Genomic DNA, 24,616 nt, shown 5'->3' on the forward strand with positions numbered 1-24,616 from the left:
AAACAGAGTTCTTGGCTTCAGGGGGAGTTTTTACTCCCTCTAAAGCTTAGAAATCGTTATCCAGGGATGTACCCACTCTTTACTCCCACTTTAAAGAAGATGGGAGTATTAGAGCGGGTAGTCATCGGATAAATATATCTATATAGCTTAATTTTATATTAACTTACAAAAATGTATACAAATACTTGATTTTTATAGTAGATGGAAATATTAACAAGCATAATAATAGGACAAAAATATAAGATGGGGATGGTATAAAATGAATTATAAATATAATAATCTTATTAACTATTTAAAGGATTTAGGTAGTGTAGCAGTAGCTTTTTCTGGAGGTGTAGATAGTACCTTATTATTAAAAGCAGCAAAGGAAGCTTTAGGAGATAATGTTATTTCCATTACAGTAGTATCACCTTATATTCCAAAATGGGAAATAGAAGAAGCTAAAGAATTAGCAAATAACATAGGAATAAAATCATATTTTTTAGAAGTTCCAATGCTTGAAGAAATAAGATTTAATCCAGAAGACAGATGCTATATATGTAAAAAAGGCGTATTTAGTAAAATAAAAGAATTGGCAAAGGAAAAGGGCGTCAAATATATAGTAGATGGAACTAATTTGGATGATACAAAAGATTATAGACCAGGTATGAGAGCATTAAAAGAATTAGATGTAAAAAGTCCTCTCTTAGAAAACTCTATAAATAAAGAGGAAATAAGAACTTTATCTAAGGAGCTAGGGTTACAAACTTGGAATAAACCTGCCTATGCCTGTCTTTTGTCTAGAATTCCTTATAATCAAGAGATAAAAGAAGAAGATTTATCTAGAATAGAAAAGGCAGAAGTATATATGATGGAGTTAGGATTTAGAGCAGTAAGAGTAAGAAGTCATGGGGATTTGGCTAGAATAGAAGTGCCTAAAAAAGAAAGAGTGAAATTGTTCAATGAGGATATTCTAGATAAAGTATCAGAAAAATTTAAAAAATTAGGATTTAAATATGTTACTGTAGATACAGAAGGGTATAAGATGGGCAGTTTAAATACTGAAATAAATAAAAACTAGTTTAATATAGTTTAAAGAAAATAATTAGGAAAGTAAAATAAATTTAAAATTTTCCTAGTACATTAAAATTCACAATATATGGGTATCAGATAAAATTTAAAAAGTCTTAGGATGAAGTTCATTTATATTAAAAATAAATCTGTAAGGTGATAATATGAACATACTTAAAAGATTAATAAAAAAATTAGAAAAGGCTAATGAAAAAGAATTTGAAAATAAAAAATTAGATTGTTGTGACTTAAATAAAACTAATATGGTTAATAATAAGCCTAAAAGCAAGTAATTTTAAAATTGTAGTAAATAAGAATAATTGTGTAAAGCAAAAACTATTTATTATGTATTAAAAAAAACAATAAGTAAATAGATATTTTAATAATTTAGTAGGGAGGTGAATATTTTGAAAAAGAAAGTTTTAGTTGGTATGAGTGGAGGAGTAGATAGTTCAGTAGCAGCGTATCTTTTAAAGGAGCAGGGTTATGAGGTTATAGGAGTAACTATGCAAATTTGGCAAGATGATGAGGAATTTATAGAAAAAGAAGGTGGATGTTGCTCTTTAAGTGCAGTAGCGGATGCTCGGAGGGTAGCAAATAAAATAGGCATTCCTTTTTATGTTATGAATTTTAAAGATGCCTTTAAAAGAAATGTTATTGATTATTTTGTAGATGAATATATGGAAGGAAGAACACCAAATCCTTGCATAGCCTGCAATAAATTTATAAAGTTTTCTTCATTTCTGGATAAAGCCATGGCTATGGGTATAGATTATGTGGCTACAGGTCATTATGCTATCATAGAAAAGCATAATGATAGATATATAATAAAGAAATCAGAAGACGATAAAAAAGATCAAACCTACGCTCTTTATAATCTTACACAATTTCAATTGGAAAGAACCTTGATGCCCTGTGGACAGTATAAAAAAAGTAAAATTAGAGAAATAGCTAAAGAAATAGGTCTTAGGGTTCACAATAAAAAAGATAGTGAAGAAATATGCTTCATACCAGATAATGATCATGGAAGGTATATTAAAAATAGATTTCCTAATAAGGTTAGAGAAGGTAACTTTGTAGATAAGCAAGGGAATATATTAGGTACTCATAAAGGAATAGTATATTATACCATAGGACAAAGAAAAGGATTAGGTATAGCTTTTGGAAAGCCTATGTATGTAGTAGATATAAATCCATTTAGAAATGAAGTAGTTTTAGGAGATTTAGAAGATCTTTTAAATACAGAACTTATAGCTAAGGATACAAATTATATACCCTTTGATACTTTAAAAGAGCCTATGGAAGTTGAGGCTAAGATAAGATATTCTCAAATTCCTTCAAAGGCAATAATAACTACTGTAGAAGATGGTAGAGTAAGGGTAAATTTTCATGAAAAACAAAGGGCTATAACTAAAGGTCAATCTGTGGTTTTCTATAAAGATGATTTATTAATAGGTGGAGGAATAATTGAAAAGTAAAGAAATAAAAGAGATTCTCAAAATAAAATCTATTTTGAGAATCTTTTTTTATTTAAATATATTTTAATTATATGTGATTATTGGACAGTATTTCCAAAGAGTAAGAAGGCTCTATCCTCAAAATATAAAATTAATTCATGAGAAGTTTTAGCCTTGGATCTTGGTTTTATAACTAAATCACTAATAGTTACTGGATTAAATACTACTAATAATAATTTATTGGGATCAAATACATTGGATTCACTGTTTACAGGTAAACCATAGGTAATTATAAAAGATTTGGTTCCCATTATTTTGCTTTTTTAAAAGTCGAACAATAAATTATTATTAGCTCTTTTCTAACATTAAAAATAATGTTTATTAACGCATTAATAAACAAATTGTTTTTTATTTGTGAAATTTACATATCTAGATTAAAATTTAAATTTTTACTTTATATAAAAATTTGCTAAAATATAAATAAAGAAAACATTATCTTTCATGGGAAAAAATGTTGTTAGTATTTTTCATGTTTATATATGAATACCAAGAAGTTTTATATAAAGTAAGGAGAAGAAGTAATGTTAAGAGTAATAATTTGTGAAGATAATGAAGTACATAGAGATAAACTGAAGCAAATTGTAGAGAATACTATTTTAAGAGAAAAATTAGATTTAGATGTTGTACTAGCTACAGAAAGTCCTGAGGAAATAATAAGTTATATAAAAGAAAACAGGAACACTGGTATTTATCTTTTGGATGTAGATTTAAAAAATGATATAAATGGTATAAAGCTGGGGGAAAAAATTAGAGAATTAGATCCATTAGGATATATAATATTTACTACTACTCATTTAGAAATGAGTTATTTAGCATTTAAATATAAAGTAGAAGCTATGGATTATGTGATTAAGGATGATGATGATTTTAAAGAAAGAGTAAATAGTTGTATTATAAAGGCTTATAATAGATACCATAAACAAGAACACGAAGAGGAATACATTTCAATAGATACAGATACACGAATAATAAACATTAGATCTAGTGATATTCTATTCATTGAAACTACAGGAACTCCCCATAAAATAAGGATTCATGAAGAAACTAGACAGATTGAATTGTATGCAAACTTAAAGGATATGCAAAAAAAACTTCCTTCAAATTTTTATAGATGTCATAAATCATATATTGTGAACAAAGACAAAATTGAAGAGATAGACAAGAAGCATGGTAAGATAATAATGGAAAATGAGGAAGAGTGTTATGTTTCATTTAGATATATGAGAGGACTCTTGGTATGACTTTTACTAAGTTTATAAATATGATTTTATGCTATATGATAATACCATCTGTACTAATGAGTATTTTATGTTCCATTTCAATATATATTCTATTTAAAAATACAATAAATATAAGTAATATTAAAAAATGTTTTATTATTTCATTTGTAACAGGAATGGTGCTTACAACTGGTTCATATACCTTAATACTTCCTATACTTTCAATTATAACTATTGTTCAATTAAGAAATAATGAAAATGAAAGTAAAATAAAAACATTGATTAGTATTTATAGTGTGTATTTGGCAAATACAATATATGCTTTTATATATGCATTTTGGGGTGCGAGATTAGATAATGTATCACTAAATTATATATTAATTCAATTTATAATAATGTTACCTATTATAGTGTTCGCATCTTTAATAATAAAAAGAACTGAATCAAAGAAAAGGAGAAATAAAGAAATTTCATCATCCCAAATAAGATCTAGAATGATTTTAATGATAAGCACATTATTAACTGTAATGATAGCATCAATTTATATATTTACATGCACCTCTATAATAAATAATCAAAAGATAGATTTTATTATGGGCAATTTTGTTCCAGAAGCTTTGCCACTAATATCAATTATACTTACAAGTATTATAGTTTATTATTATGATAAAAGTGTTGAATATAGGGTTGAATTAAGAAGAGAAATTGAAGAAAAAAATGAAATAGAAGAATATGCTCATATTATAGAAGAGATGTATAGTGAAACAAGAAGATTCAAACATGATTATATAAATATGCTTTCACCTCTTAAGGAATATATAGATAATGAAGATATAGAAGGACTTAGTGAGTTTTTTTATAATAACGTTATTGATATGGACAAAAATATAAAATGGAGCAATAGTAATATAGATAAACTTAAATATATTAAAGTTTCAGGACTAAAGGCAATATTATCAACAAAACTTATAAAAGCTTCATCAATGAATATAGACATAAATGTTCATATTGTAGAAGATATTGATTATATACATATGAATATAATGGATTTGTGTAGAATAATAGGAATACTTATGGATAATTCTATTGAAGCGGCAGGAGAATGTGAAGCACCTAAGATATGTATTGCTGTTGCAAATAAAAATGATTATGTGGTTATAGCAGTACATAATAATTTTTTTGGAGACAAGCCGTTGATTCATAAAATATATAAAGAAGGATTTTCTACAAAAGGAAAGGAAAGAGGATTAGGCTTATATACTGTAAAAAACATTATAGATACAAAATATGAAAATGTATTTTTAAATACATCTATTGAAGAGAATATGTTTATTCAGGAAATATGGATAAAATATATAGAAAAGACATCTTAATTGAATTGCATCTCCAAGTGTTAGATTTTTTGACTAACATTTGGGGGCAGTTTAAAAGAAGGTGTCTTTTTTCTTAACCGTAAAGTTTTATTTCATAACCGTAAAAATAAAGCTTTTTATGAATAGCTAAAGTTCACTTAGGAAGAAATGAAAAAATAGAGTATAAAACTTTGTTAGTATATAATCATCAAGTGAAAACAAGTAATGTATGTTGATATGCAACAGATATTAAGAGGAGTTGATTATATATGAAAAAAAAATGTTTATTAAGTACTCATAATCTTACTAAAGAATATAAAAATAAAAAAGCAGTAAATAATCTTAATATTACTGTATATGAAGGAGATGTTTATGGGTTTTTAGGACCAAATGGAGCAGGAAAAAGTACAACCATAAAGAGCATTATGGGACTTATAAAACCCACTTCAGGTAAGGTTATTATTAATGGATATGATGTAGAAAAAGATAGTGAAAAGGCTATTGAGAAAATAGGAGCTATGGTAGAAGCACCAAGCTTTTATGGAGGAGTATCAGGATATAAAAATCTTATTCTTATGGCTAATCTATATGGTGTTCCTAAAAAAAGAGTAGATGAAGTACTCCAAATGGTGAGATTAACTGATGTAGCTCATAAAAATGTGTCTAAATATTCTCTAGGAATGAAACAAAGGCTTGGAATTGCGAGAGCTTTTTTAAATAATCCCAATATAGTTATATTAGATGAGCCAACTAATGGATTAGACCCTCAAGGAATAAAGGATATAAGGGGACTTATACAGGATTTATCAAAAAAATATCATGTAACATTTCTTATATCATCACACATATTAAGTGAAATTCAAGCAGTATGTAATAGAATAGGAATTATAGAAAAGGGGAGTCTTAAGGTTGAAGGTTATGTGGAGGATCTTTTAAATAAAGATGAGGAAGTAATAGAAATTTATACAAAAGAAAAGGAGAAAACCTCTCGTCTATTAAAAAATATGAATATTTCCTCAAAAATTGAATGTTTTGAAGGTGGTATAAGAATTAAGATAAAAAAGGGTAATTTTCAAAATATAAATAAGCTTTTAATTTCTAATGATGTTAATGTTGAAAATCTACATTGCAGTGAAACTTCATTAGAGGATTATTTTTTCAATGTAATGGAAGGAGATAAAAAATATGTTTAAGGTTTTAAAAAATGAAATTATAAAAATGTTTAGTGGTAAAAAGTTTTATGTATTGTCAGGGATTTTGATTATAAGTATAGTTATTATGTCTTTTTTGGGAAAATCTCATCCACAGGATGGAATGAATGCAAATAATTTTGTGATTGAAACTCTTTTTGGAATGCTAATGAAACCAATGGTTCCAATATTTATGGTGTTAGTAATAGCTGAAACATTAACAGAAGATTATATTCATGGAACTATGAAATTTTCATTAATGACTCCTATTAAGAAAAGTGATTTTATAATTGGAAAATTTTTATTTATAGCTTTATATGCGTTAATATTTTTAATTGTGGGTTTTGTTGGAAGTTATATTGTTGGGGCTATCGCTTTTGGTTTGGGGAATAATGGAGATAACTTAAATTTGTTTATTAATAATATAAAAGTTTATGCTAGTATAATATTACCTTTATTATCCTTTAGCGCAGTTGTAAGTTTTATTGCAATGATTATTAATAATAGTGGTGCAATGATAGGATTGGGAATTGGAATTGATGTTATTATGATGATGATAGATTCTCAGATGAAAAATATAATGTATTATACATTTTCTGGAGGAATGTATGCTTATAGGATTGTCCAAAATTTAAATGCCCATAATATTCTAATGCTTTCACTTACTGCATGTATATATATAACTGTTTTCTTAGTACTTAGTATAGTTGTGGTCGAAAGGAAGGATATAGTGTTATAAAGTTCAATAGGAAATATATTTTGGTTTAGGGCTATTGATTTTAATGAAATATGTTAACAAGAAAAAGTGCTAATCTTGTGAGGATGGAGCACTTTTTTCTTTACTTTTAATTTCTATATCAAGACCAAGGAATTTAGTATTAATTTCTAAGTGATGTATAAAATTTTTTGATTCTTAAGATAGTTATTTTAACATCGGGGGGGGGTAGACAAAATTTTTACGGTGTAGATGTAAAGATGTATAGTGCTTCTTAAGATAATCTTATATATATTATAAAGCCACAAGAAATATATATTATTTATAAAAAACATATTTAAAAACAATGAAATGGTTGTTATTATATAAGAAAAACATAATAATGTATGTTAATTTTAGCGGTATTTATTGTAGCTAAATTGAAAAAGAAAATGTAAAGGGGACAGATCAATGACAACGAGAATGGAGACAAAGCATAATAAACCCATATCCACATTAAAGATGATAAGAAAAAATTTCACCTATTTTAAAAAGAGTTTTTTTATAAATATTGGATTTGAATCGATATACAAAGTGTTGACAAGCTTTATATTTCTCCCATTTATTACAATGGTGCTAAATTATTTTATGCATCTAAGAGGGATGAAGATGATGGCAAATAACCAAATATTAAGTTTTATAGGAAGTATTCCAGGAATTTTGACAATTTTAATTTTGGGAATTCTTAGCTTCCTTTTTATTTTTATAGAATATGCAGGGCTTATTGTAATATCACAAGAAACATACTTTGATAAAAAGATTTCAGCAAAAGCATCTTTTTTTACAGCAATGAAAAGTATTAGAGGTATTATAAAAATAGGCTCTATTCCAATTGTAATATATGTTCTTTTTATTATTCCTTTTGTAGCTAGTTCAATGGGGTTGTCTTCAAGTTTACTCCCGAAGATTGAAATACCAGCCTTTATTATGGATGTAGTATACAAAACACCAAAATGGATAAGTTTATATGCAATTGTATTTTTTATACTATTATATTTTTTAATTAGATGGATTTTTTCATTACACGTTGTAGTATTGGAAGGAAAGGATTTTTTTAGTGCATTAAAGAGGAGTTCACAGCTTGTAAAAGGATCTTTTCTTAAAATTTGGACTACTATGTTTTTCTGGAACTTAAGTATTTTTGCTATTGTAGCAGTAGTGGTGATTTTAGTGGGAATTGGTATGGTGCTTTTAAATGAAGTACTAAAAGGAAATGTGAAACTATTTGTAACTATTCTTTCCTTTGTTACAACAATGGGTGGAATATTAGTCATGATAGCCACTTTATTTATTTATCCACTTACTATTATGTTGATTACTCAATTGTACTATAGACAAGCCAAAATGAAAGATGGTGTAGAACCAACCCCTATGATTATTACAGTAACACCAAGCAAAATAAACTGGCAAAATTTATTTAATCGACATAAGAAAAAATTAATAGCAGTTAGTGTGCTAGGAATAATGATATTTACATGGCTTTCCTATATTTATTTTATTACTTATGAATTCGATGCTAATAACAATTTGGTTACTGTTACCGCTCACAGGGGAGATGCTGTTAATGCACCAGATAATACTATGAGTTCACTTTTAAGCGCTATTGACAACAAAGCAGATTATAGTGAGCTAGACGTACAGGAAACAAAGGATGGAGTGGTGGTTTTAACCCACGATACCAATTTAAAGAACAATACAGGGGTAAACAAAAATATTTGGGAATTGACCTTTGATGAAGTAGAAAAATTAGATGTGGGAAGTCATTTTTCACCTAAGTTTGCTGGCGAGAAAATTCCAACCTTGGACAGCATTATGAAATCAGCCAATAAAAATATAAAGCTGAATATAGAAATTAAACTGAATGGACATGATCAAAAGCTAGAAGAAAGGGTAGTAAAGCTTATAGAGGACAATAATTTTGTAGATCAATGTGTAGTTACGTCATTAGATTATAATGTCCTGCAAAAGGTAAAAAATTTAAATTCTAGAATCAAAGTGGGATATATTGTATTTGCAGGTATGGGAGATGTTACTGCATTGAATGTGGACTTCTTAAGTGTAGAAGAAACCGTTGCAACGCCAGAATTTATTGAGAAAGTGCATAAAAATAATAAGAGTATTCATGTTTGGACAATAAATGATCCAGAAAAAATGGAAAAGTTTATAGAGTTACAAGTAGATAGTATTATTACAGATAACTCTAAAGAAGTAATAAGGTTAATTCAGGAGAAAAAAGATAAGCAGCTTAGAAATGAAATAGATTATATTTACAAAATTGTAGCATTATTTAATGACTAGATAAAGTTTTAAAACTCTTGAACTATTTGTTATATAAGAAAAAAGGATATAAGTGTTAATGAAAAGTCACGCTGAACTTATTCAGTCCTTAGAAAGAAATTTAGTCATGTGGTTGAATTTCGGATGGAAGTATGAGTGCATACAAATTATAAAATAAGTAGTGAGGTAAATAAATAAATTGTTAATTTTTTAAAAAATTGGATATGGATTAGAAGATTTTGCATATAATTTGGTTTGGAATTCACAATGATATTATAAGACTTAAATTTTAAAATATATAATAGATTTAGATTAATGTAAATCTATTTAGGGAATACTAAAATAAACTAAAGATATAATTGAAGGGTGCGATAGTAGTGGATAAAAACAATAATAAGGAAAGTTTTATGGCAATGCCTATAGAAAAGCATGATACTGCCGCGTGGGCAAATATCGAAAGTATGAAACCTATTTGTAATGTATCTATCCCAAGTGAAGTTGAAGTGAGAAATGCCAAAGAATGGGTAGATACTAATCAAAAATAGAAGGGAAACTTATAGGTTCCCTTCTATTTTTCATTTATACTATTTATCTGCTAAATGCCTATAGTTGTCGTATCTTTCACGAGCATGTTGTTCAGCCATATCTGACATTTTTGCAGCAATATCAGGGAATATATTCATTAGAGAAGAGTATCGAACTTCTCCTTGAATAAATTCTTTAAAAGGTTTTGTTGGTTCTTTTGAATCTAAGATGAATGGATTCTTATCTTCTTCTTTTAACATTGGATTATATCTATAAAGATGCCAATAACCTGATTGGACTGCTTTTTTCTCTTCTGCTATACTTGTTCCCATGCCTGTTTTTATTCCATGACTAATACAAGGAGCATATGCAATTATTAATGAAGGTCCTTTATATGCTTCTGCTTCTGCAATTGTTTTAATAGTATGGTTCATATTTGCGCCCATAGCTATTTGAGCTACATATACATATCCGTAACTCATTGCCATAAGCCCCAGATCTTTTTTCTTGATTTTTTTACCAGCAGCAGCAAATTTAGCTATAGCACCAGTTTGAGTAGACTTGGAGCATTGACCACCAGTATTAGAATAGATCTCTGTATCCATTACAAATATATTAACATCATCCCCAGAAGCTAACACGTGATCTAAGCCCCCAAAACCTATATCATATGCCCAACCATCTCCACCTATCATCCAGTGAGATTTTTTTATAAGATAGTCTTTTTTCTCCATTATTTCATTTAAGATAGGATTATTTTGATAATTTTCATTTGATATAGTTTCTAGTATTTTCGCTGTAGCAATTTTTGAGCCTTCACCATCATCCATTGAATCCAACCATTGTTTAAAAGTCTCTTTAAGATTCTGGTTAATTTCCATATTTAATGCTTCTTGCATTAAATTAGCTAATCTTTCTCTAACCTGTTTTACAGCAAGGTACATTCCATAACCATATTCAGCATTATCTTCAAATAGAGAATTACCCCAAGAAGGGCCTTTGCCTTGTGAATTTGTAGTATATGGAACTGATGGAGCACTACCTCCCCAAATTGAGGAACATCCAGTAGCATTGGCAATCATCATTCTATCGCCAAAGAGCTGTGTTAGAAGTTTAATATATGGAGTTTCTCCACATCCAGGACAAGCTCCGTGAAACTCTAGTAATGGTCTTATAAACTGGCTGCCTTTTAATGTTTTTGGATCCATTAAGTTCTCTTTAGTAGTAATATTAAGACCAAATTCCCAGTTTTCAGATTGCATTTCAATTTGTTCTTCCGCATTTTTCATAATTAAGGCTTTACCTGGTGCTGGACAAACATCTGCACAATTACCACATCCTGTACAATCTAATGAACTTATTTGAATACGATATTCTAAATCTTCTAATCCTTTTCCAGCAGCTTTTTTTGTTTCAAATGTATCAGGTGCCTTTTCTTTTTCATCTTTATCTAATAAGTAAGCTCTTATTACTGAATGAGGACAAATATAGGAGCACTGATTACATTGAATGCATTTATCAATTTGCCATTCTGGAATCATAACAGCAATACCACGTTTTTCGTAAGAAGTGGTTCCTAATGGGAAAGTACCATCTGCCATTCCATTAAAAGCGCTAACAGGAAGTTCATCTCCTTCATGTCTAGATATAGGTCTTTGAATTTTTTTTATGAAGTCAGGTTCTTTTTTTATTGAAGCTAGTTCAGTTTCAACATTTTTCCATGAAGATGGAATATTAACCTTGTGTACCGCATCAATACCTGCATCAATAGCTGCTTTGTTCATTTCTACAATCTTTTCACCTTTTTTACCATAGGTTTTTTCAACTGAATTCTTTAAAAGCTCTACAGCTTCATTTACAGGTATAACATTAGCCAATTTAAAGAACGCAGATTGCATTACCATATTAATTCGACCGCCTAAACCTATGTTTTGTGCAATAGATATACCATCAATAATATAAAAATTTATATTATTTTCTGCTATATATTTTTTCATAGAAGCTGGTAGTTTTTCTTCTAGTTCTGATTCATCCCAAGGACAATTTAATACAAATGTGCCATTTTTCTTTAATCCCTTTAGGACATCAAAATTGTATATAAAGGATTTGTTATGGCAAGCAATATAATCTGCATTATAAATTAAATAAGGTGATTTTATTTTATCCTTTCCAAATCTTAAGTGGGAAATGGTGCTACCACCAGATTTTTTACTGTCATAAGAAAAGTATGCCTGAGCATATAAATCTGTATTATCTCCAATAATTTTTACAGCAGTTTTATTTGCACCTACTGTTCCATCAGAACCTAATCCCCAGAACTTACAACTTATAGTACCCTCAGGAGTTGTGTCAACTACATCCTTTTCAGGTAATGATGTATTGGTAACATCATCAGTAATTCCTATTGTGAATCCATCCTTAGGGTTATCTTGATTTAAATTATCAAATACTGAAATAATTTGAGAAGGTCTTGTATCTTTAGATCCTAAACCATATCTACCACCTACAATAATAGGCTTATCCTTTGTATTATAAAATACTTTACATATATCAAGATATATAGGCTCTCCTATTGAACCAGGCTCTTTTGTACGATCAAGAACAGCAATTTTTTTTACAGTTTTAGGTAGAGATTTCATAAAATATGTTGGACAGAATGGGCGATATAAGTGAATTTTTATAACGCCTACTTTTTCTCCTTTATTTATTAAATAATCTACTGTTTCTTCTATAGTATCACATACGGAACCCATAGCAACTATAATATTTTCTGCATTAGGATCTCCATAATAATCAAAAGGATGATAGGATCTTCCTGTAATTTTTTCTATTTCCCGCATGTAGTTTTCAACAATATTAGGTATTTCTTTATAGAACTTATTTGATGCTTCTCTTCCCTGAAAATAAATATCTGGATTTTGAGCAGTTCCTTTAAGAGTAGGATGTTCTGGATTTAATGCCCTAGATTTAAATTCTTTTAGAGCAGTATAATCTACTAATTTAGCTACATCATTATAATCAATAGTTTCAATTTTTTGGTATTCGTGAGAAGTTCTAAAGCCATCAAAAAAGTGTAAGAATGGAACTTTAGATTTAATAGCGGATAGATGTGCTATGTTTGCTAAGTCCATTACTTCTTGAACATTTGAAGCTGCTAAAAGTGCTACACCAGTCTGTCTTGTAGCCATTACATCTTGATGATCACCAAAAATTGATAAAGCATGAGTGGCTAAGGCTCTAGCAGACACATGAAATACACCAGGTAATAGTTCACCAGCTATTTTATATAGATTGGGAATCATTAACAACAAACCTTGAGAAGCAGTGTATGTAGTTGTGAGTGCACCAGCAACTAAGGAGCCATGAACAGTTCCAGAAGCCCCAGCTTCAGATTGCATTTCAACAACTTTTACAGACTGACCAAATATATTTTTTTTCCCATGAGCGGACCACTCGTCTACACCTTCTGCCATAGGGGTGGAAGGTGTAATTGGATAGATAGCTGCAACTTCAGTAAAAGCATAGGATGCCTCAGCAGCTGCTTGGTTTCCATCCATTGTTTTCATAATTTTTGCCATAAAATATTTCTCCCTCCTAAGATTTTAATTTAATAAGACATGTTTATTATTTACTAGTAAAGTATTATAAATACATGTAACATAAATATGGATAGAGGACTAAAAGAAAAGTCATTAAATTTCCTTTAACTTTACTGCTTAATAGCTTAAAAAGATTTTTTATACTTACCATCTTTTTTTATGATACGGTAAAGAGTATCTGTGGGGAGGACAAATAAATGGAATATGATGAAATATAAGGAAACAAGCCAATAATGTTAAAAATGTCATTGATTTATGTTATAATCTGATTGCAAAGGATGAGTTAGTAATAAGTAATATAATTTTAAATAATATATAGTCTATTTATAAAGAAATGTATCATTTTTACATAGGAGGATTAAAACTTATATGAAAACTTATACTTTTGAAGCAGAGATAAAAAAAATTGAAGGAAAAGATGCTACATATATAGAGATACCTTTCGATGTTGAAAAAGAGTTTTCAGCCAAAAGAGTTAAGGTATTAGTAAAATTCGAAAATGAACAATATAGAGGTTCAATTGTAAATATGGGATTAGCTTGTTATATAATTGGAATCACTAAGGAGATAAGAAATAAGATTGATAAAACTTATGGAGATATTATAAAAGTTGAACTACAAAAGGATGAGGAAGAACGGATAGTTATTGTACCAGAAGAATTTAAAGTTAAACTTTCTAATAATAAGGTAGCAAATGATTTTTATGAATCTTTATCATACTCTTATAAACGTAAATATATTCAATGGCTAACATCAGCTAAAAAAGAAGAGACTAAAGTAAAAAGAATGGAAGAAGCTATAGTTAAATTAGAGAATAAAATTAAAATATAATTTTCATTTATAACCCAATGTAAGTAATAACATTATTACTTACATTGGGTTATTTTAAATTTTACATGAATTTTATATTAAATATTTAATTAATATTATTATATATTGGCATTATAGAGAGATAAAATATAAATTCATAGATTAAGTTATTAAATAGTTAGGAGATAAAGAGAAATGTAGCGGGAATAATAAATTTTTAGAAGTATAAACTAAAAAGAGTTTAGTTATCATAGAAGTTTATATCTGAAAAGTAATAGAAACTACGATTTTGTTTCATGTAAAGAATTTATATAAAAAATAAGAGAAGAAAAGGAGATACAATGAAAGAAAGAAAAGTAATAATAAAAACAGGCTTGAATTTAGAAAATAGCTATGCTAGCCTTCCAGAAATATTTTTTACTAGACAAAGCCCGAGCCATGTACCTTCACCAAAATTAGCTGTATTGAATTATCCGTTAATAACATCCTTGGGACTAAATGCCAAAGTATTACAAAGTGCTGATGGAGTAGATATACTTGCAGGAAACAAGACTCCAGAAGAGGCTATACCTATTGCTCAAGCATATGCAGGACATCAATTTGGTCATTTTACTATGTTGGGTGATGGAAGAGCTCTGCTAATAGGGGAACACATCACTCCACTAGGTGATAGATTTGATATTCAGCTTAAGGGTTCAGGTAAAACTCCATATTCACGAGGAGGCGATGGAAAAGCAGCGCTAGGTCCAATGTTAAGAGAATACATTATAAGTGAGGCAATGAATGCATTAGGAATTCCAACCACCCGTAGTTTAGCTGTGGTTACAACAGGTGAGTCAATAACGCGGGAAACTGAGCTACCCGGTGCAATATTAACTCGTGTAGCTGCCAGTCATATACGTGTTGGCACATTTGAATACGTTTCAAGATGGGGTACAGTTGAAGCGCTTAGAGCTCTAGCTGATTATACTTTGAAAAGACATTTTAAAGAAGGGAATGATAAAGAGAATCCTTATCTGTTCTTACTTCAAGAGATAATCAAGAAGCAGGCTGAGCTCATTGCAAAATGGCAACTGGTTGGTTTTATTCATGGGGTAATGAATACCGATAATATGGCAATTAGTGGAGAAACAATTGATTATGGTCCTTGTGCATTCATGGATGCATATGACCCTGAAACTGTATTTAGTTCCATTGATATTTATGGTAGATATGCCTATGGTAATCAACCTAATATTGCTGCATGGAATCTTGCAAGGCTTGCTGAAACTCTGTTACCATTGTTGCATATTAATCCAAATGAGGCCATAAAGATAGCAGAAAATGCGGTTTCAGATTTTACTAAGTTGTATAAGAATAATTGGCTTTCTGGAATGAGGGCAAAACTTGGGATATTTAACGAAGAGCTTCAGGATGAATACCTAATTGAAGATCTTCTAAGTATAATGCATAAGTATGGTGCAGATTATACCAATACATTCCACGCATTGACTTTTGATAATATAGAGGATACGGCACTGTTTGGTAAAGTGGAATTTGATAAGTGGTATAAGCTATGGCAGGAGAGGCTAACAAGACAAGAAGAATCAAAGCTTTCTTCAAAACAGCTTATGAAAAGTGGTAATCCATCAGTAATCCCACGTAATCACAGGGTAGAAGAAGCACTAGAGGCTGCGGTGAAAGAAGGAGACTATAGTGTGATGGAGAAACTTTTAGATGCTCTTTCAAAACCATATGATCACTCTAAAGAACAAGATTACTACTCTAAATTGCCTGGACCATCAACTTGTCCGTATCAAACCTATTGTGGAACCTAATACAAAAGGAGCTAGTAAAATATATTAAGTTTTACTAGCTCTTTTTGTATAAAAATATAATAGAACTCTGAACTTGAAAATATATTAATTATATTGTATATAGGAAAGTCCAAACTTTTGATGAACTGTATTTGTGGACAACCGAAATAAATAAAAATAATAACATATTAACTAATATTAGTTAGATTAGATTTTAAAAGAACAGCTGAACTTGTGCCGGTTGTTTTTATTTACAGCAAATTCCATATTTTTTAATTGGTGTAAGATTATTCTTATGATTATTGTAAAAATTAAATATTACAATAATTACATTGATAATGTGATGACATAAAAAAATGCTATTTAGAATACTATTAGATAATGAATACTAAGTTATTGATGTTAAGACTAACTTAAGGGGTTGAACTATTTGGAGATAAATGAGTTTATACAGCCTAATAATCCAACTTATGAGGAAAGAGATAATATGCTAAAGTCAGCATTAGAAGAAGTGGGGAGAATAGAAGACTACAATAATATAAAAGAATTACTTGGGCCTCAAGCAGATATTACAAAAATTATTTCCCCAGGTAAAGGTAAGGGAATTAATGTTGGGATAATAGGTGGAGGTGCTGCAGGATTATCCTCTGCCTTTGAACTTAGAAAACTGGGTTTTAATATAACTATTTTTGAAGAACAAAAAGAACGTGTTGGAGGAAGGATATATACGTATTATTTTGATAAAGATAAAAAAATGTATGGTGAACTTGGAGCTATGCGTATACCTGTAAGTCATGGAACAACTTGGCATTATATAGATACTTTTGGGTTAGAAACTAGACCTTTTGTTCAAGAAAATGAAAATGGAATTATATATATCAGAAATAAACGTGCAAGGAATGATCCAGAAGGTAAAAGTGTAATGAAGAACATATATCCAGAATTTAATTTGTCTACCTTTGAAAAAAATATATCATGGCAAGAAATTTTGAGTTATGCATTAGAAAGTGAATTGGATAAGTTAGATACTAGTACAAAAAAAGAATTATTACAGATAAAAAAAGAGTACTCTCCAAAGATAAAGGAATTAGGAGCTATAAGTACAAGAAAGGTTATGGCAGGTGAAGGTTTAAGTGAGGGGGCTATAGAATTATTATCCTATCTTTCTCCAATTGTAGGTTATTTTTACTATGGTAGTTATATTGAAAATTTACAAGATCAATATATTGCAAATGATTATTATAGATATTATATAAAAGGAGGGTTATCTAAATTACCTATATCTTTTTATAATTCGTTAACATCTAAAAATCCTAAAGAGTATATAAGCATATCAAATTCTAATTTAGGAAAAGTAAAATGGATGAATGGACGAACAGTAACTGGGATTTATAAGATGGATGAAAAAAATAAGGTTAGAATTAAATATAGAGAAGGAAAATCTTTAGAAACATATTGTGAAGATTTTGATTATATAATTTGTGCAATACCATTTTCAAGCCTTCGAAGTGTAGAAATATATCCTATGTTTACTCCAGAAAAAATGCAAGCAATTAAAGAATTAAGCTATGAAGCAGCTCAAAAAACATTATTTCTATGTAATAATAGTTTTTGGGAAGAAGGAAATAAAAATGAGAGAATAATAGGTGGCAGTTCTAGGACAGATTTAATAATCTCAAGTATATGGTATCCAAATAATCACCTTATCAAAAATATAGAGATTAGTAAAAATAAAAAGAAGCATAAAAAACATAAAAATTATAAATCATGGAGTAATCCGGGAGTGCTTTTAGCATCCTACAATCTAAACCTTGATGCTGTACGGTTAGGTAATATAGATGAAAAGATAAGAGTAGAATTAATAAAGAGACAGGTTGAGAAGGTACATGGTTTACCTAAAGGATATCTTAATTCAATAGTGGAATCCTATAAAACAATAGAATGGGATCACGAACAAGGTTTTTATGGAGGAATTAGTCATTATAGGGAAGAACAACAGAATCTTTTTGCATATGCATCAGAACAGCCAGAGTATGATGAAAGAGTATATTTTGCGGGTGAGCATATATCACAAACACATGCATGGATTCAAGGGGCTTTAAGTACTGGTATGAAGGCAGCTAATAGAATAGCAGAACACTATAAATATAAAGCTTAGGAATAAAGAAGTATATTTTATTTAATATGCTTCTTTATTTATGCTTATATTTAGTGATAATATGTATTTATATTAAAAATATCTTTTAGATATGAAAATGAATAAGTTACCATTTTCTTTCTTGCACATTGTCAAGAAGGTATCTAATGTAGGAGAAATCCATTCATTTATGATATAGATTTTATCATAAGTTGATTATAAAATTAAAGTACAGTAAAGATAACGGCTTTGTATAATCTACTATTAGATGAAGAAACTATTGATATAATAAAAAATAATGAAAATATGGGGGATTAATTATGAAAACAAATTTTCCAGAAAATTTTTTGTGGGGTGGTGCAGTTGCGGCTAACCAATGTGAAGGAGCTTATAATATTGATGGTAAAGGATTAAGCGTGCAAGATGTAGCGCCAAAGGGAATAAAAGCTGGTCCTACATTAGAGCCTACACAAGATAATATGAAACTTATAGGTATAGATTTTTATCATAGATATAAAGAAGATATTAAGCTTTTGGGAGAAATGGGATTTAAAGTTTTTAGGTTATCAATTGCGTGGTCAAGAATATTTCCAATGGGGGATGAAAAAGAAGCAAATGAGAAGGGACTACAATTTTATGATGATGTTTTTGATGAGTGCTTAAAGTATGGAATACAGCCAATAGTAACATTATCCCATTATGAAACACCATTGCATTTATCTAAAGTTTACGATGGATGGAAATGTCGTGAGATGATTGGATTTTTTAATAAGTATGTTTGTACAGTTTTTAATCGATATAAAAATAAAGTAAAATACTGGTTAACCTTTAATGAAATTAATTCAATTACTCATGCGCCATTTTTAAGTGGTGGAATTTATACACCACTAGAAGAATTAAGCAAACAAGAAATATATCAAGCTATTCATCATGAATTAGTAGCTAGTGCAACAGCAGTAAAAGCATGTCATGAAATTATTCCTGATGCTAAAATAGGATGCATGATTTTAGGTATGCCTGTATATCCAATGACACCATCATCAGAAGATATGTGGGAGACTCTTAATAAAGAAAGAGAAAATTTTTTCTTTTCAGATGTTCAAGTACGTGGTTATTATCCATCGTATTCAAAAAGATTTTTTAAAGAAAATAATGTTAAGTTAGATATTACACATGAAGATATAGAAATATTAAAAAATACTGTAGATTTTATTTCATTTAGTTATTATATGAGCATTTGTGAGTCTAGTGATAAATCTATAAAACCAGGTGAAGGAAATATTATTGGAGGAATACCTAACCCTTATTTAGAAGCAAGCGAATGGGGATGGCAAATTGATCCTAAAGGATTAAGATACTATCTTAATATATTATATGATCGTTATCAAAAACCATTATTTATAGTTGAAAATGGATTAGGAGCTGTAGATGAATTAGTTGAGCTAGAAGATGGGACAAAAATAGTATTAGATGATTATAGAATTTCATATTTAAGAGATCATTTAATTCAGGTAGCAGAAGCAATTGAAGATGGAGTAGACTTAATGGGATATACTTCTTGGGGGTGCATTGATTTAGTTAGTTTTACTACTTCTGAGTTAAAGAAACGTTATGGATTTATTTATGTAGATCGTAATGATGATGGAACAGGGACATTAAAACGTTATAAGAAAAAAAGCTTTTACTGGTATAAAGAAGTAATTTCAAGTAATGGAGATATTGAAGCACTATGTTCAAATATTAGTATTGAAAAAGATAAAATATAATTTGAGATAGTATAAATAATTTTTAGTTTTTATTATTACTTTAGTGTTTCATTAAATTTATATGACCTACATAAAATATCCTGCCTAATAATTAGGCAGGATAAAAATTTGTTATTGTAGCTTTTAATGTTCCATTTCCACTATTGATATATACATGTTGATTAGATGCAGAAAAACTTATTGAATCATCAGGAGTTAGTTTATAAGTTTCATTGTTTACTTCTAATGTTAATTCACCTTCTAACACCATAATATATTCTTGGCATTTTTTAGAATGACCTATAGACTTATATGAACAACCTTCATCAATTTCAATTTGAAAAAGTTCAAAATTACGATAGGGTGTACTAGTATAGTAACAATATACTCGATAATGCCCTTCTTCAGTAAATTGAGCTTCAATATCCCTTTTCTTTATAACATAGGTATCATGTTCTTTTTGCTCAAGTAATGATGTATAAGGCACTTTCAATCCTTTAGCTATTTTCCATAAAGTATTTATAGTAGGATTAGTGTCACCTTTTTCAATTTGAGATAGCATGACTTTACTAATACCAGATAATTCAGCAAGTTGACCTAGACTTAAATTTCTTTCAGTACGAAGTGTTTTCAGGTTTTCAGCAATAATAGAATTTATATTCATTAGGGTATAACCTCCTATAATGTTATTGACAATTATAACTAACAAAAGTAAAATAAAACTAACGCTAAATATATTTAACGTTCGTAAACTATTATATAATAATTACTTAAATGAAACAAGAGAAATGAGAATAAATAGAAAAGTTTTGTTTTTGCATCTAAGGATAGGGAACTTAAGTATTTTAGTGAAGATTCATTTTTATTCATATTTTGTAATTTTTAAAGGAGGATATTATTATGATAACAAGGGAAGAAGCGTGGAATTTACTTAATGAATACAATAAAGAGGCATTCCATATTCAACATGCTTTAACAGTTGAAGGAACTATGAAATATTTTGCAGAAAAATTGGGATATGAAGATGAAGCAGAATTTTGGTCTATGGTTGGGTTGCTTCATGATTTAGATTTTGAAATCTATCCAGAACAGCATTGCATCAAAACTCAAGAAATTATGAGACAGCAAGGTCTTGATGAAAAATTAATAAGGGCAGCAGCTAGTCATGGATATGGACTTTGCTTAGGAGAACTTCCTAAACCAGAGCATCAGATGGAAAAAGTATTATTTGCAGTAGATGAACTTACAGGACTTATTGGTGCAGCTGCAAGAATGCGTCCATCTAAGAGTGTCATGGATATGGAACTTTCAAGCCTTAAGAAAAAATTTAAGGATAAGAAATTTGCAGCGGGATGTTCACGGGATGTAATTAAGCAAGGTGCAGAGATGCTTGGATGGGAGTTAAATAAATTGTTTGAAGAAACAATTTTAGCTATGCGTTCTTGTGAAGCATATGTTAATAATGAAATGGAAGTATATAATAATTAGTGTATATATTCATACTAAAGAAGTTTAGCTAAAAAATACAGTCTAAATTAAATTTTAAATATATATTTATATAAAGCTAAAAAGAGGTTATATATAGATTTGCTTAAATTAAAATCTATATATAACCTTATATTTTGGAGTATGGAGTTTGTGTATGGCAACTGTATTTTATTTAGGATAACACATTTGTTCCCAAATTAACTGAATTACTATTTTCTATTGTATTATATGCATCAATAGCATTTTTAAAATATTTCTGTCTCTTTTTTTCAGTAATGGATTTCGTAGAGTCAGAAGTATTAGGGTCATCAGGATTTTTTGAAATATTTTTTATCCTCTCCTCATTTATAACTCCAGTTTGAGTAGTGAAGTTTTTTAATAGTTTAAGAGAAGATTTATTTTTTCCATTATTAGAAGTAGGGTTAATCTTATCTTCAGTATCTTCTAGAGTAAAATTTGATTTAACATTATCAGAGTCGTTTGAAACTTCCTGTATATTTTCATTTTGTTTTTTTGTTCTTTCTATTTGCTTTTGCTGAATTTGAGCATCTAAAATCTGAATTTGATCTTTTAGGGGTCTGATCAATTCCTCCTTAGGTTTGGGTGGTGCAAAGTCATTTTTTATATTATCAATTTCTTTGTTTAAAGCAGCCTTCTTTTGCTGAAGACTTTGGATTTCTTTATCAATTTCTTTTTGCTCTGCTTCCATGTTTTTTGTGCAATCTTTACCGGTATTTTTCATAACTTGTTTTAACATTGGAGCAGAAGAAGTTGAATTAATTTTCATTTAAAACATCTCCTTTTTACAGTCGGTATATAAGGAATTATTAAGTTTCTTTTACTTTAAGCATAAGATTTAAAACGAATTTATTTTTTCCTTCTATAATATCTAAAATTCCATTATATTTTTCTACTATCATTTCTATATTAGAAATTCCTATACCATGGTTGATCTTATCATTTTTTTTAGTCACAATTTTATTCTTATTATACTGAATTTTATCTGTAGCACTGTTTGAAACCTCAATAATTAGGTATAGATCTCTAATATAAGAATTAACAGAAATTTCTTTGTGAATATTTCCATTTTTAATCCTCATACAAGCTTCCAGTGCATTATCTAAAGCATTGCCCAAAATGATACATAAATCTACAGAACTTAGTGTCAGACCCTCAGGTATTAGAAAATCACAGCTGAATTCAATACCTTCCAGTTTAGCAATATTATATTTTTCGTTTATAACTGCATCGGAAGCAGCATTGCCTGTTTTTATCTTACAATCCAGCTTATTTATTGTTTGACCAAGAGTATCTAGATAGTTATTTATCTCTTCAATGTTTTTACTTTTAGCTAGATTTTTTAAGCAAATAAGATGGTTGTTCATATCATGCATTATTCTGCGAATACCACTATAAACACCCTCAAGATTTTTACTGTGATCAATTTGCAATTTAAATTGTTGTTCCATTAATAAGTTTTTTTGCTGAATTTCTTCTCCTTCAAGCATTTTCTTAAAGGTGTAGGCGGTGATAAGTATAGAAACTAATAAAGAAATACTTACCAGAGGCACAGCAGAATAAATTCCAGGAAAAATGGAAAATAAATAGTAGTCTTTATTGTCAACATGAATAGCTTGAACAAAATAGAAAATCAATATTAAACTATAAGTTGCCAAGCATGGAATAAGTAAATATAAGCTTTGATAGGTATTTACAGTTCTATCTTTGAAATTTAAAAATTTGCAAATATTTTTCAAAACCATAAAAAATAGAGCTAAATTTATAAGTTCACGACCAAGGTTTATTAGGCAAAGAAGAAAAAGGTCTCTTCCAGAGCCTATATTTAAACTATTTATGTAGGAAGAAATATGAAAATCAAAGCTTAAAAAAGTAATATAAATAAGCAATAAAATTGCGTCTGGAACAATAGCAGCATAAAGTTTTATAAGAATATTTCCATAACACAAATAACATAAAAGTATAAACCAAAGCAGATCATTTACTATAATTCTAAAAGGATATTGTATTTTCAAAGTTAAAAAATTAAAAATAATAAGAAGAACTACGAAAAAAACAAACTTATAAATTTTTCCTTTAAAGCCTAAAAATTTATTTAAGAAATGGTATTGAATCCAATAGTGAAAAGGTAGAGCAAGGGTTGCAGATAAGAAACCTATTTTATCAATTAGTTCAATATTACCCATATTATAATCCCTCGCTTTTTAAATAGTACATAAAGGTCTTTGAAAAATCAGAGAACTTGTGTTTAGAAATATATATTTTTTCACCATTTTTTAAAGTTATAAATACAGCATCATAGCTTCGTACATACTTTAAATTTACAATATAGCTTTTATGACATCTGAAAAAGCTACAGTCTTTTAATTCATTTTCAACATCAGATAATTTTTGATAATATTCAATGACGTCATAAGTGGTATGAACCTTTATTTTTCTCAGTTGAGATTCTATATACAGTATATCTTTAATAAAAATTTTAGTGGATTTACTAATAGTTTTTGCAAGAATAAATTTATCTGTTCCTTGAAATTGTAATAAAGCAGAATATAGAACTTCTCTTAATTTTTTTTCTTTTACAGGTTTTAAAATGTAATGAAAAGCTCTTACATCAAAAGCTTCAAATACATATTCCTTAAGAACAGTTATAAATATAATGATTGCTTTTCCATTTGTTTCCCTAATTTTCTTTGCTGTTTCTATACCACTAAGTTTATCCATATATATATCTAAAAAGTACAAATCCATTTCTAACTTTGACTGTAGTAATTCTTCACCACTTTCATATTGATATATGAAGTAGTTTATATTTTTAAGTTTTAAGGCTTTTTCTATCATATTTATAAGTGGAATTCTTTGATGAACTTCATCATCGCAAATTGCTATTTTTAGCATAAGATCACCTCGGAAATAATTATAGCATATACTACCTCCTCTCCAGAAAATATAACAGGTTACCTAAGTTCTAATCAGTAAATTTACTATTTGGAGCAGTGTGTTTTTTATACAGTCATTATATCGAAAGCTATTTTTCTAAGTTCATGTAGATTGTAATAATATAACTTGAAAATGTAATAAGTGGATTTAATACTATTTATAATTTGTACGATAGATTCTAGGATTATTTACGTTTATATA

General features: G+C 28.8%; 20 protein-coding genes. 14 read left to right on the forward strand and 6 right to left on the reverse strand.

Annotated features, from left to right (window positions below; all coding sequences use genetic code 11):
* The first annotated feature begins 259 nt into the window (after positions 1-259).
* From larE to mnmA, 3 genes are all read left to right on the forward strand, one after another.
* Entirely contained in the window at positions 260-1,060 is an 801-nt protein-coding gene (gene larE / locus ACYUDJ_RS09350) for an ATP-dependent sacrificial sulfur transferase LarE (RefSeq protein ID WP_043031747.1), read from the forward strand.
* Between the two features lie 154 nt (positions 1,061-1,214).
* A complete protein-coding gene (locus ACYUDJ_RS09355) occupies positions 1,215-1,343 on the forward strand; it encodes an LDCC motif putative metal-binding protein (protein ID WP_003356573.1) in 129 nt (42 codons plus the stop codon).
* A gap of 114 nt (positions 1,344-1,457) precedes the next feature.
* Positions 1,458-2,528 carry a tRNA 2-thiouridine(34) synthase MnmA gene (mnmA, locus tag ACYUDJ_RS09360; RefSeq protein ID WP_042385322.1) on the forward strand — a complete coding sequence of 357 codons (1,071 nt, stop codon included), beginning with the start codon at positions 1,458-1,460 and terminating at the stop codon, positions 2,526-2,528.
* A 77-nt stretch (positions 2,529-2,605) separates the two neighbouring features.
* Here the strand turns inward: mnmA and ACYUDJ_RS09365 are convergent, their stop codons facing one another.
* Positions 2,606-2,818, reverse strand: a complete 213-nt coding sequence (locus ACYUDJ_RS09365) for a hypothetical protein (protein ID WP_003487139.1) — start codon at positions 2,816-2,818, stop codon at positions 2,606-2,608.
* A 270-nt stretch (positions 2,819-3,088) separates the two neighbouring features.
* On the opposite strand from ACYUDJ_RS09365, the gene ACYUDJ_RS09370 reads away from it, so the two are divergent.
* The 6 genes from ACYUDJ_RS09370 to ACYUDJ_RS09395 all read left to right on the forward strand — a co-directional run bounded on the left by ACYUDJ_RS09370 (position 3,089) and on the right by ACYUDJ_RS09395 (position 9,905).
* Positions 3,089-3,808 carry a LytR/AlgR family response regulator transcription factor gene (locus tag ACYUDJ_RS09370; protein WP_003487138.1) on the forward strand — a complete coding sequence of 240 codons (720 nt, stop codon included), beginning with the start codon at positions 3,089-3,091 and terminating at the stop codon, positions 3,806-3,808.
* Complete coding sequence (locus ACYUDJ_RS09375; RefSeq protein WP_043031748.1) at positions 3,805-5,160, forward strand: sensor histidine kinase; 1,356 nt, start codon at positions 3,805-3,807, stop codon at positions 5,158-5,160. The genes ACYUDJ_RS09370 and ACYUDJ_RS09375 overlap by 4 nt, the downstream gene beginning before the upstream one ends.
* A gap of 248 nt (positions 5,161-5,408) precedes the next feature.
* Entirely contained in the window at positions 5,409-6,332 is a 924-nt protein-coding gene (locus tag ACYUDJ_RS09380; RefSeq protein ID WP_043031749.1) for an ABC transporter ATP-binding protein, read from the forward strand.
* Positions 6,325-7,068: an ABC transporter permease gene (locus ACYUDJ_RS09385; RefSeq protein WP_003487134.1), complete on the forward strand. Its 744-nt coding sequence runs from the start codon at positions 6,325-6,327 to the stop codon at positions 7,066-7,068. Before ACYUDJ_RS09380 ends, ACYUDJ_RS09385 begins: the two co-directional genes overlap by 8 nt.
* 426 nt (positions 7,069-7,494) lie before the next feature.
* Positions 7,495-9,381: a glycerophosphoryl diester phosphodiesterase membrane domain-containing protein gene (locus ACYUDJ_RS09390; protein ID WP_043031750.1), complete on the forward strand. Its 1,887-nt coding sequence runs from the start codon at positions 7,495-7,497 to the stop codon at positions 9,379-9,381.
* 356 nt (positions 9,382-9,737) lie between these two features.
* Positions 9,738-9,905, forward strand: coding sequence for a CDIF630_02480 family spore surface protein (locus ACYUDJ_RS09395; protein ID WP_061329843.1), 168 nt, complete (start codon positions 9,738-9,740; stop codon positions 9,903-9,905).
* A 39-nt stretch (positions 9,906-9,944) separates the two neighbouring features.
* Here ACYUDJ_RS09395 and nifJ read toward each other — a convergent pair whose 3' ends face one another.
* Positions 9,945-13,463: a pyruvate:ferredoxin (flavodoxin) oxidoreductase gene (nifJ, locus tag ACYUDJ_RS09400; RefSeq protein WP_003487127.1), complete on the reverse strand. Its 3,519-nt coding sequence runs from the start codon at positions 13,461-13,463 to the stop codon at positions 9,945-9,947.
* 390 nt (positions 13,464-13,853) lie between these two features.
* Here nifJ and ACYUDJ_RS09405 point away from each other — a divergent pair, with 390 nt between their 5' ends.
* From ACYUDJ_RS09405 to ACYUDJ_RS09420, 4 genes are all read left to right on the forward strand, one after another.
* Positions 13,854-14,315, forward strand: a complete 462-nt coding sequence (locus ACYUDJ_RS09405; RefSeq protein ID WP_003487126.1) for a YdeI/OmpD-associated family protein — start codon at positions 13,854-13,856, stop codon at positions 14,313-14,315.
* A 320-nt stretch (positions 14,316-14,635) separates the two neighbouring features.
* Positions 14,636-16,111: a protein adenylyltransferase SelO gene (locus ACYUDJ_RS09410; protein WP_003487124.1), complete on the forward strand. Its 1,476-nt coding sequence runs from the start codon at positions 14,636-14,638 to the stop codon at positions 16,109-16,111.
* Between the two features lie 409 nt (positions 16,112-16,520).
* Complete coding sequence (locus tag ACYUDJ_RS09415) at positions 16,521-18,248, forward strand: flavin monoamine oxidase family protein (protein WP_003487122.1); 1,728 nt, start codon at positions 16,521-16,523, stop codon at positions 18,246-18,248.
* Between the two features lie 299 nt (positions 18,249-18,547).
* Positions 18,548-19,993: a glycoside hydrolase family 1 protein gene (locus ACYUDJ_RS09420; RefSeq protein WP_003487120.1), complete on the forward strand. Its 1,446-nt coding sequence runs from the start codon at positions 18,548-18,550 to the stop codon at positions 19,991-19,993.
* Between the two features lie 91 nt (positions 19,994-20,084).
* Here the strand turns inward: ACYUDJ_RS09420 and ACYUDJ_RS09425 are convergent, their stop codons facing one another.
* The gene (locus ACYUDJ_RS09425) at positions 20,085-20,636 is read right to left on the reverse strand and encodes a helix-turn-helix domain-containing protein (RefSeq protein WP_003487117.1); all 552 of its coding nucleotides are present in this window, start codon (positions 20,634-20,636) and stop codon (positions 20,085-20,087) included.
* Between the two features lie 236 nt (positions 20,637-20,872).
* Here ACYUDJ_RS09425 and ACYUDJ_RS09430 point away from each other — a divergent pair, with 236 nt between their 5' ends.
* A complete protein-coding gene (locus ACYUDJ_RS09430) occupies positions 20,873-21,460 on the forward strand; it encodes a hypothetical protein (protein WP_003487114.1) in 588 nt (195 codons plus the stop codon).
* Positions 21,461-21,632: 172 nt separating this feature from the next.
* Here the strand turns inward: ACYUDJ_RS09430 and ACYUDJ_RS09435 are convergent, their stop codons facing one another.
* From ACYUDJ_RS09435 to ACYUDJ_RS09445, 3 genes are read right to left on the reverse strand one after another with little or no spacing between them, the layout of a single operon-like run.
* Positions 21,633-22,247: a FlxA-like family protein gene (locus ACYUDJ_RS09435; RefSeq protein WP_003487113.1), complete on the reverse strand. Its 615-nt coding sequence runs from the start codon at positions 22,245-22,247 to the stop codon at positions 21,633-21,635.
* 40 nt (positions 22,248-22,287) lie between these two features.
* Positions 22,288-23,664 (reverse strand): sensor histidine kinase, encoded by a 1,377-nt coding sequence (locus ACYUDJ_RS09440; RefSeq protein WP_003487110.1) that lies wholly within the window; start codon positions 23,662-23,664, stop codon positions 22,288-22,290.
* Position 23,665: 1 nt separating this feature from the next.
* Positions 23,666-24,373, reverse strand: a complete 708-nt coding sequence (locus ACYUDJ_RS09445) for a LytR/AlgR family response regulator transcription factor (RefSeq protein WP_043031752.1) — start codon at positions 24,371-24,373, stop codon at positions 23,666-23,668.
* Between the last annotated feature and the right edge of the window lie 243 nt (positions 24,374-24,616).

This window comes from Clostridium sp. CTA-6 (assembly GCF_054768115.1).

Coding starts and splice junctions, on each gene's coding strand:
- larE (WP_043031747.1), top strand. CDS start 260: ATGAATTATAAATATAATAATCTTATTAACTATTTAAAGGATTTAGGT.
- ACYUDJ_RS09355 (WP_003356573.1), top strand. CDS start 1,215: ATGAACATACTTAAAAGATTAATAAAAAAATTAGAAAAGGCTAATGAA.
- ACYUDJ_RS09365 (WP_003487139.1), bottom strand. CDS start 2,818: ATGGGAACCAAATCTTTTATAATTACCTATGGTTTACCTGTAAACAGT.
- ACYUDJ_RS09370 (WP_003487138.1), top strand. CDS start 3,089: ATGTTAAGAGTAATAATTTGTGAAGATAATGAAGTACATAGAGATAAA.
- ACYUDJ_RS09375 (WP_043031748.1), top strand. CDS start 3,805: ATGACTTTTACTAAGTTTATAAATATGATTTTATGCTATATGATAATA.
- ACYUDJ_RS09380 (WP_043031749.1), top strand. CDS start 5,409: ATGAAAAAAAAATGTTTATTAAGTACTCATAATCTTACTAAAGAATAT.
- ACYUDJ_RS09385 (WP_003487134.1), top strand. CDS start 6,325: ATGTTTAAGGTTTTAAAAAATGAAATTATAAAAATGTTTAGTGGTAAA.
- ACYUDJ_RS09390 (WP_043031750.1), top strand. CDS start 7,495: ATGACAACGAGAATGGAGACAAAGCATAATAAACCCATATCCACATTA.
- nifJ (WP_003487127.1), bottom strand. CDS start 13,463: ATGGCAAAAATTATGAAAACAATGGATGGAAACCAAGCAGCTGCTGAG.
- ACYUDJ_RS09405 (WP_003487126.1), top strand. CDS start 13,854: ATGAAAACTTATACTTTTGAAGCAGAGATAAAAAAAATTGAAGGAAAA.
- ACYUDJ_RS09410 (WP_003487124.1), top strand. CDS start 14,636: ATGAAAGAAAGAAAAGTAATAATAAAAACAGGCTTGAATTTAGAAAAT.
- ACYUDJ_RS09420 (WP_003487120.1), top strand. CDS start 18,548: ATGAAAACAAATTTTCCAGAAAATTTTTTGTGGGGTGGTGCAGTTGCG.
- ACYUDJ_RS09425 (WP_003487117.1), bottom strand. CDS start 20,636: ATGAATATAAATTCTATTATTGCTGAAAACCTGAAAACACTTCGTACT.
- ACYUDJ_RS09430 (WP_003487114.1), top strand. CDS start 20,873: ATGATAACAAGGGAAGAAGCGTGGAATTTACTTAATGAATACAATAAA.
- ACYUDJ_RS09435 (WP_003487113.1), bottom strand. CDS start 22,247: ATGAAAATTAATTCAACTTCTTCTGCTCCAATGTTAAAACAAGTTATG.
- ACYUDJ_RS09440 (WP_003487110.1), bottom strand. CDS start 23,664: ATGGGTAATATTGAACTAATTGATAAAATAGGTTTCTTATCTGCAACC.
- ACYUDJ_RS09445 (WP_043031752.1), bottom strand. CDS start 24,373: ATGCTAAAAATAGCAATTTGCGATGATGAAGTTCATCAAAGAATTCCA.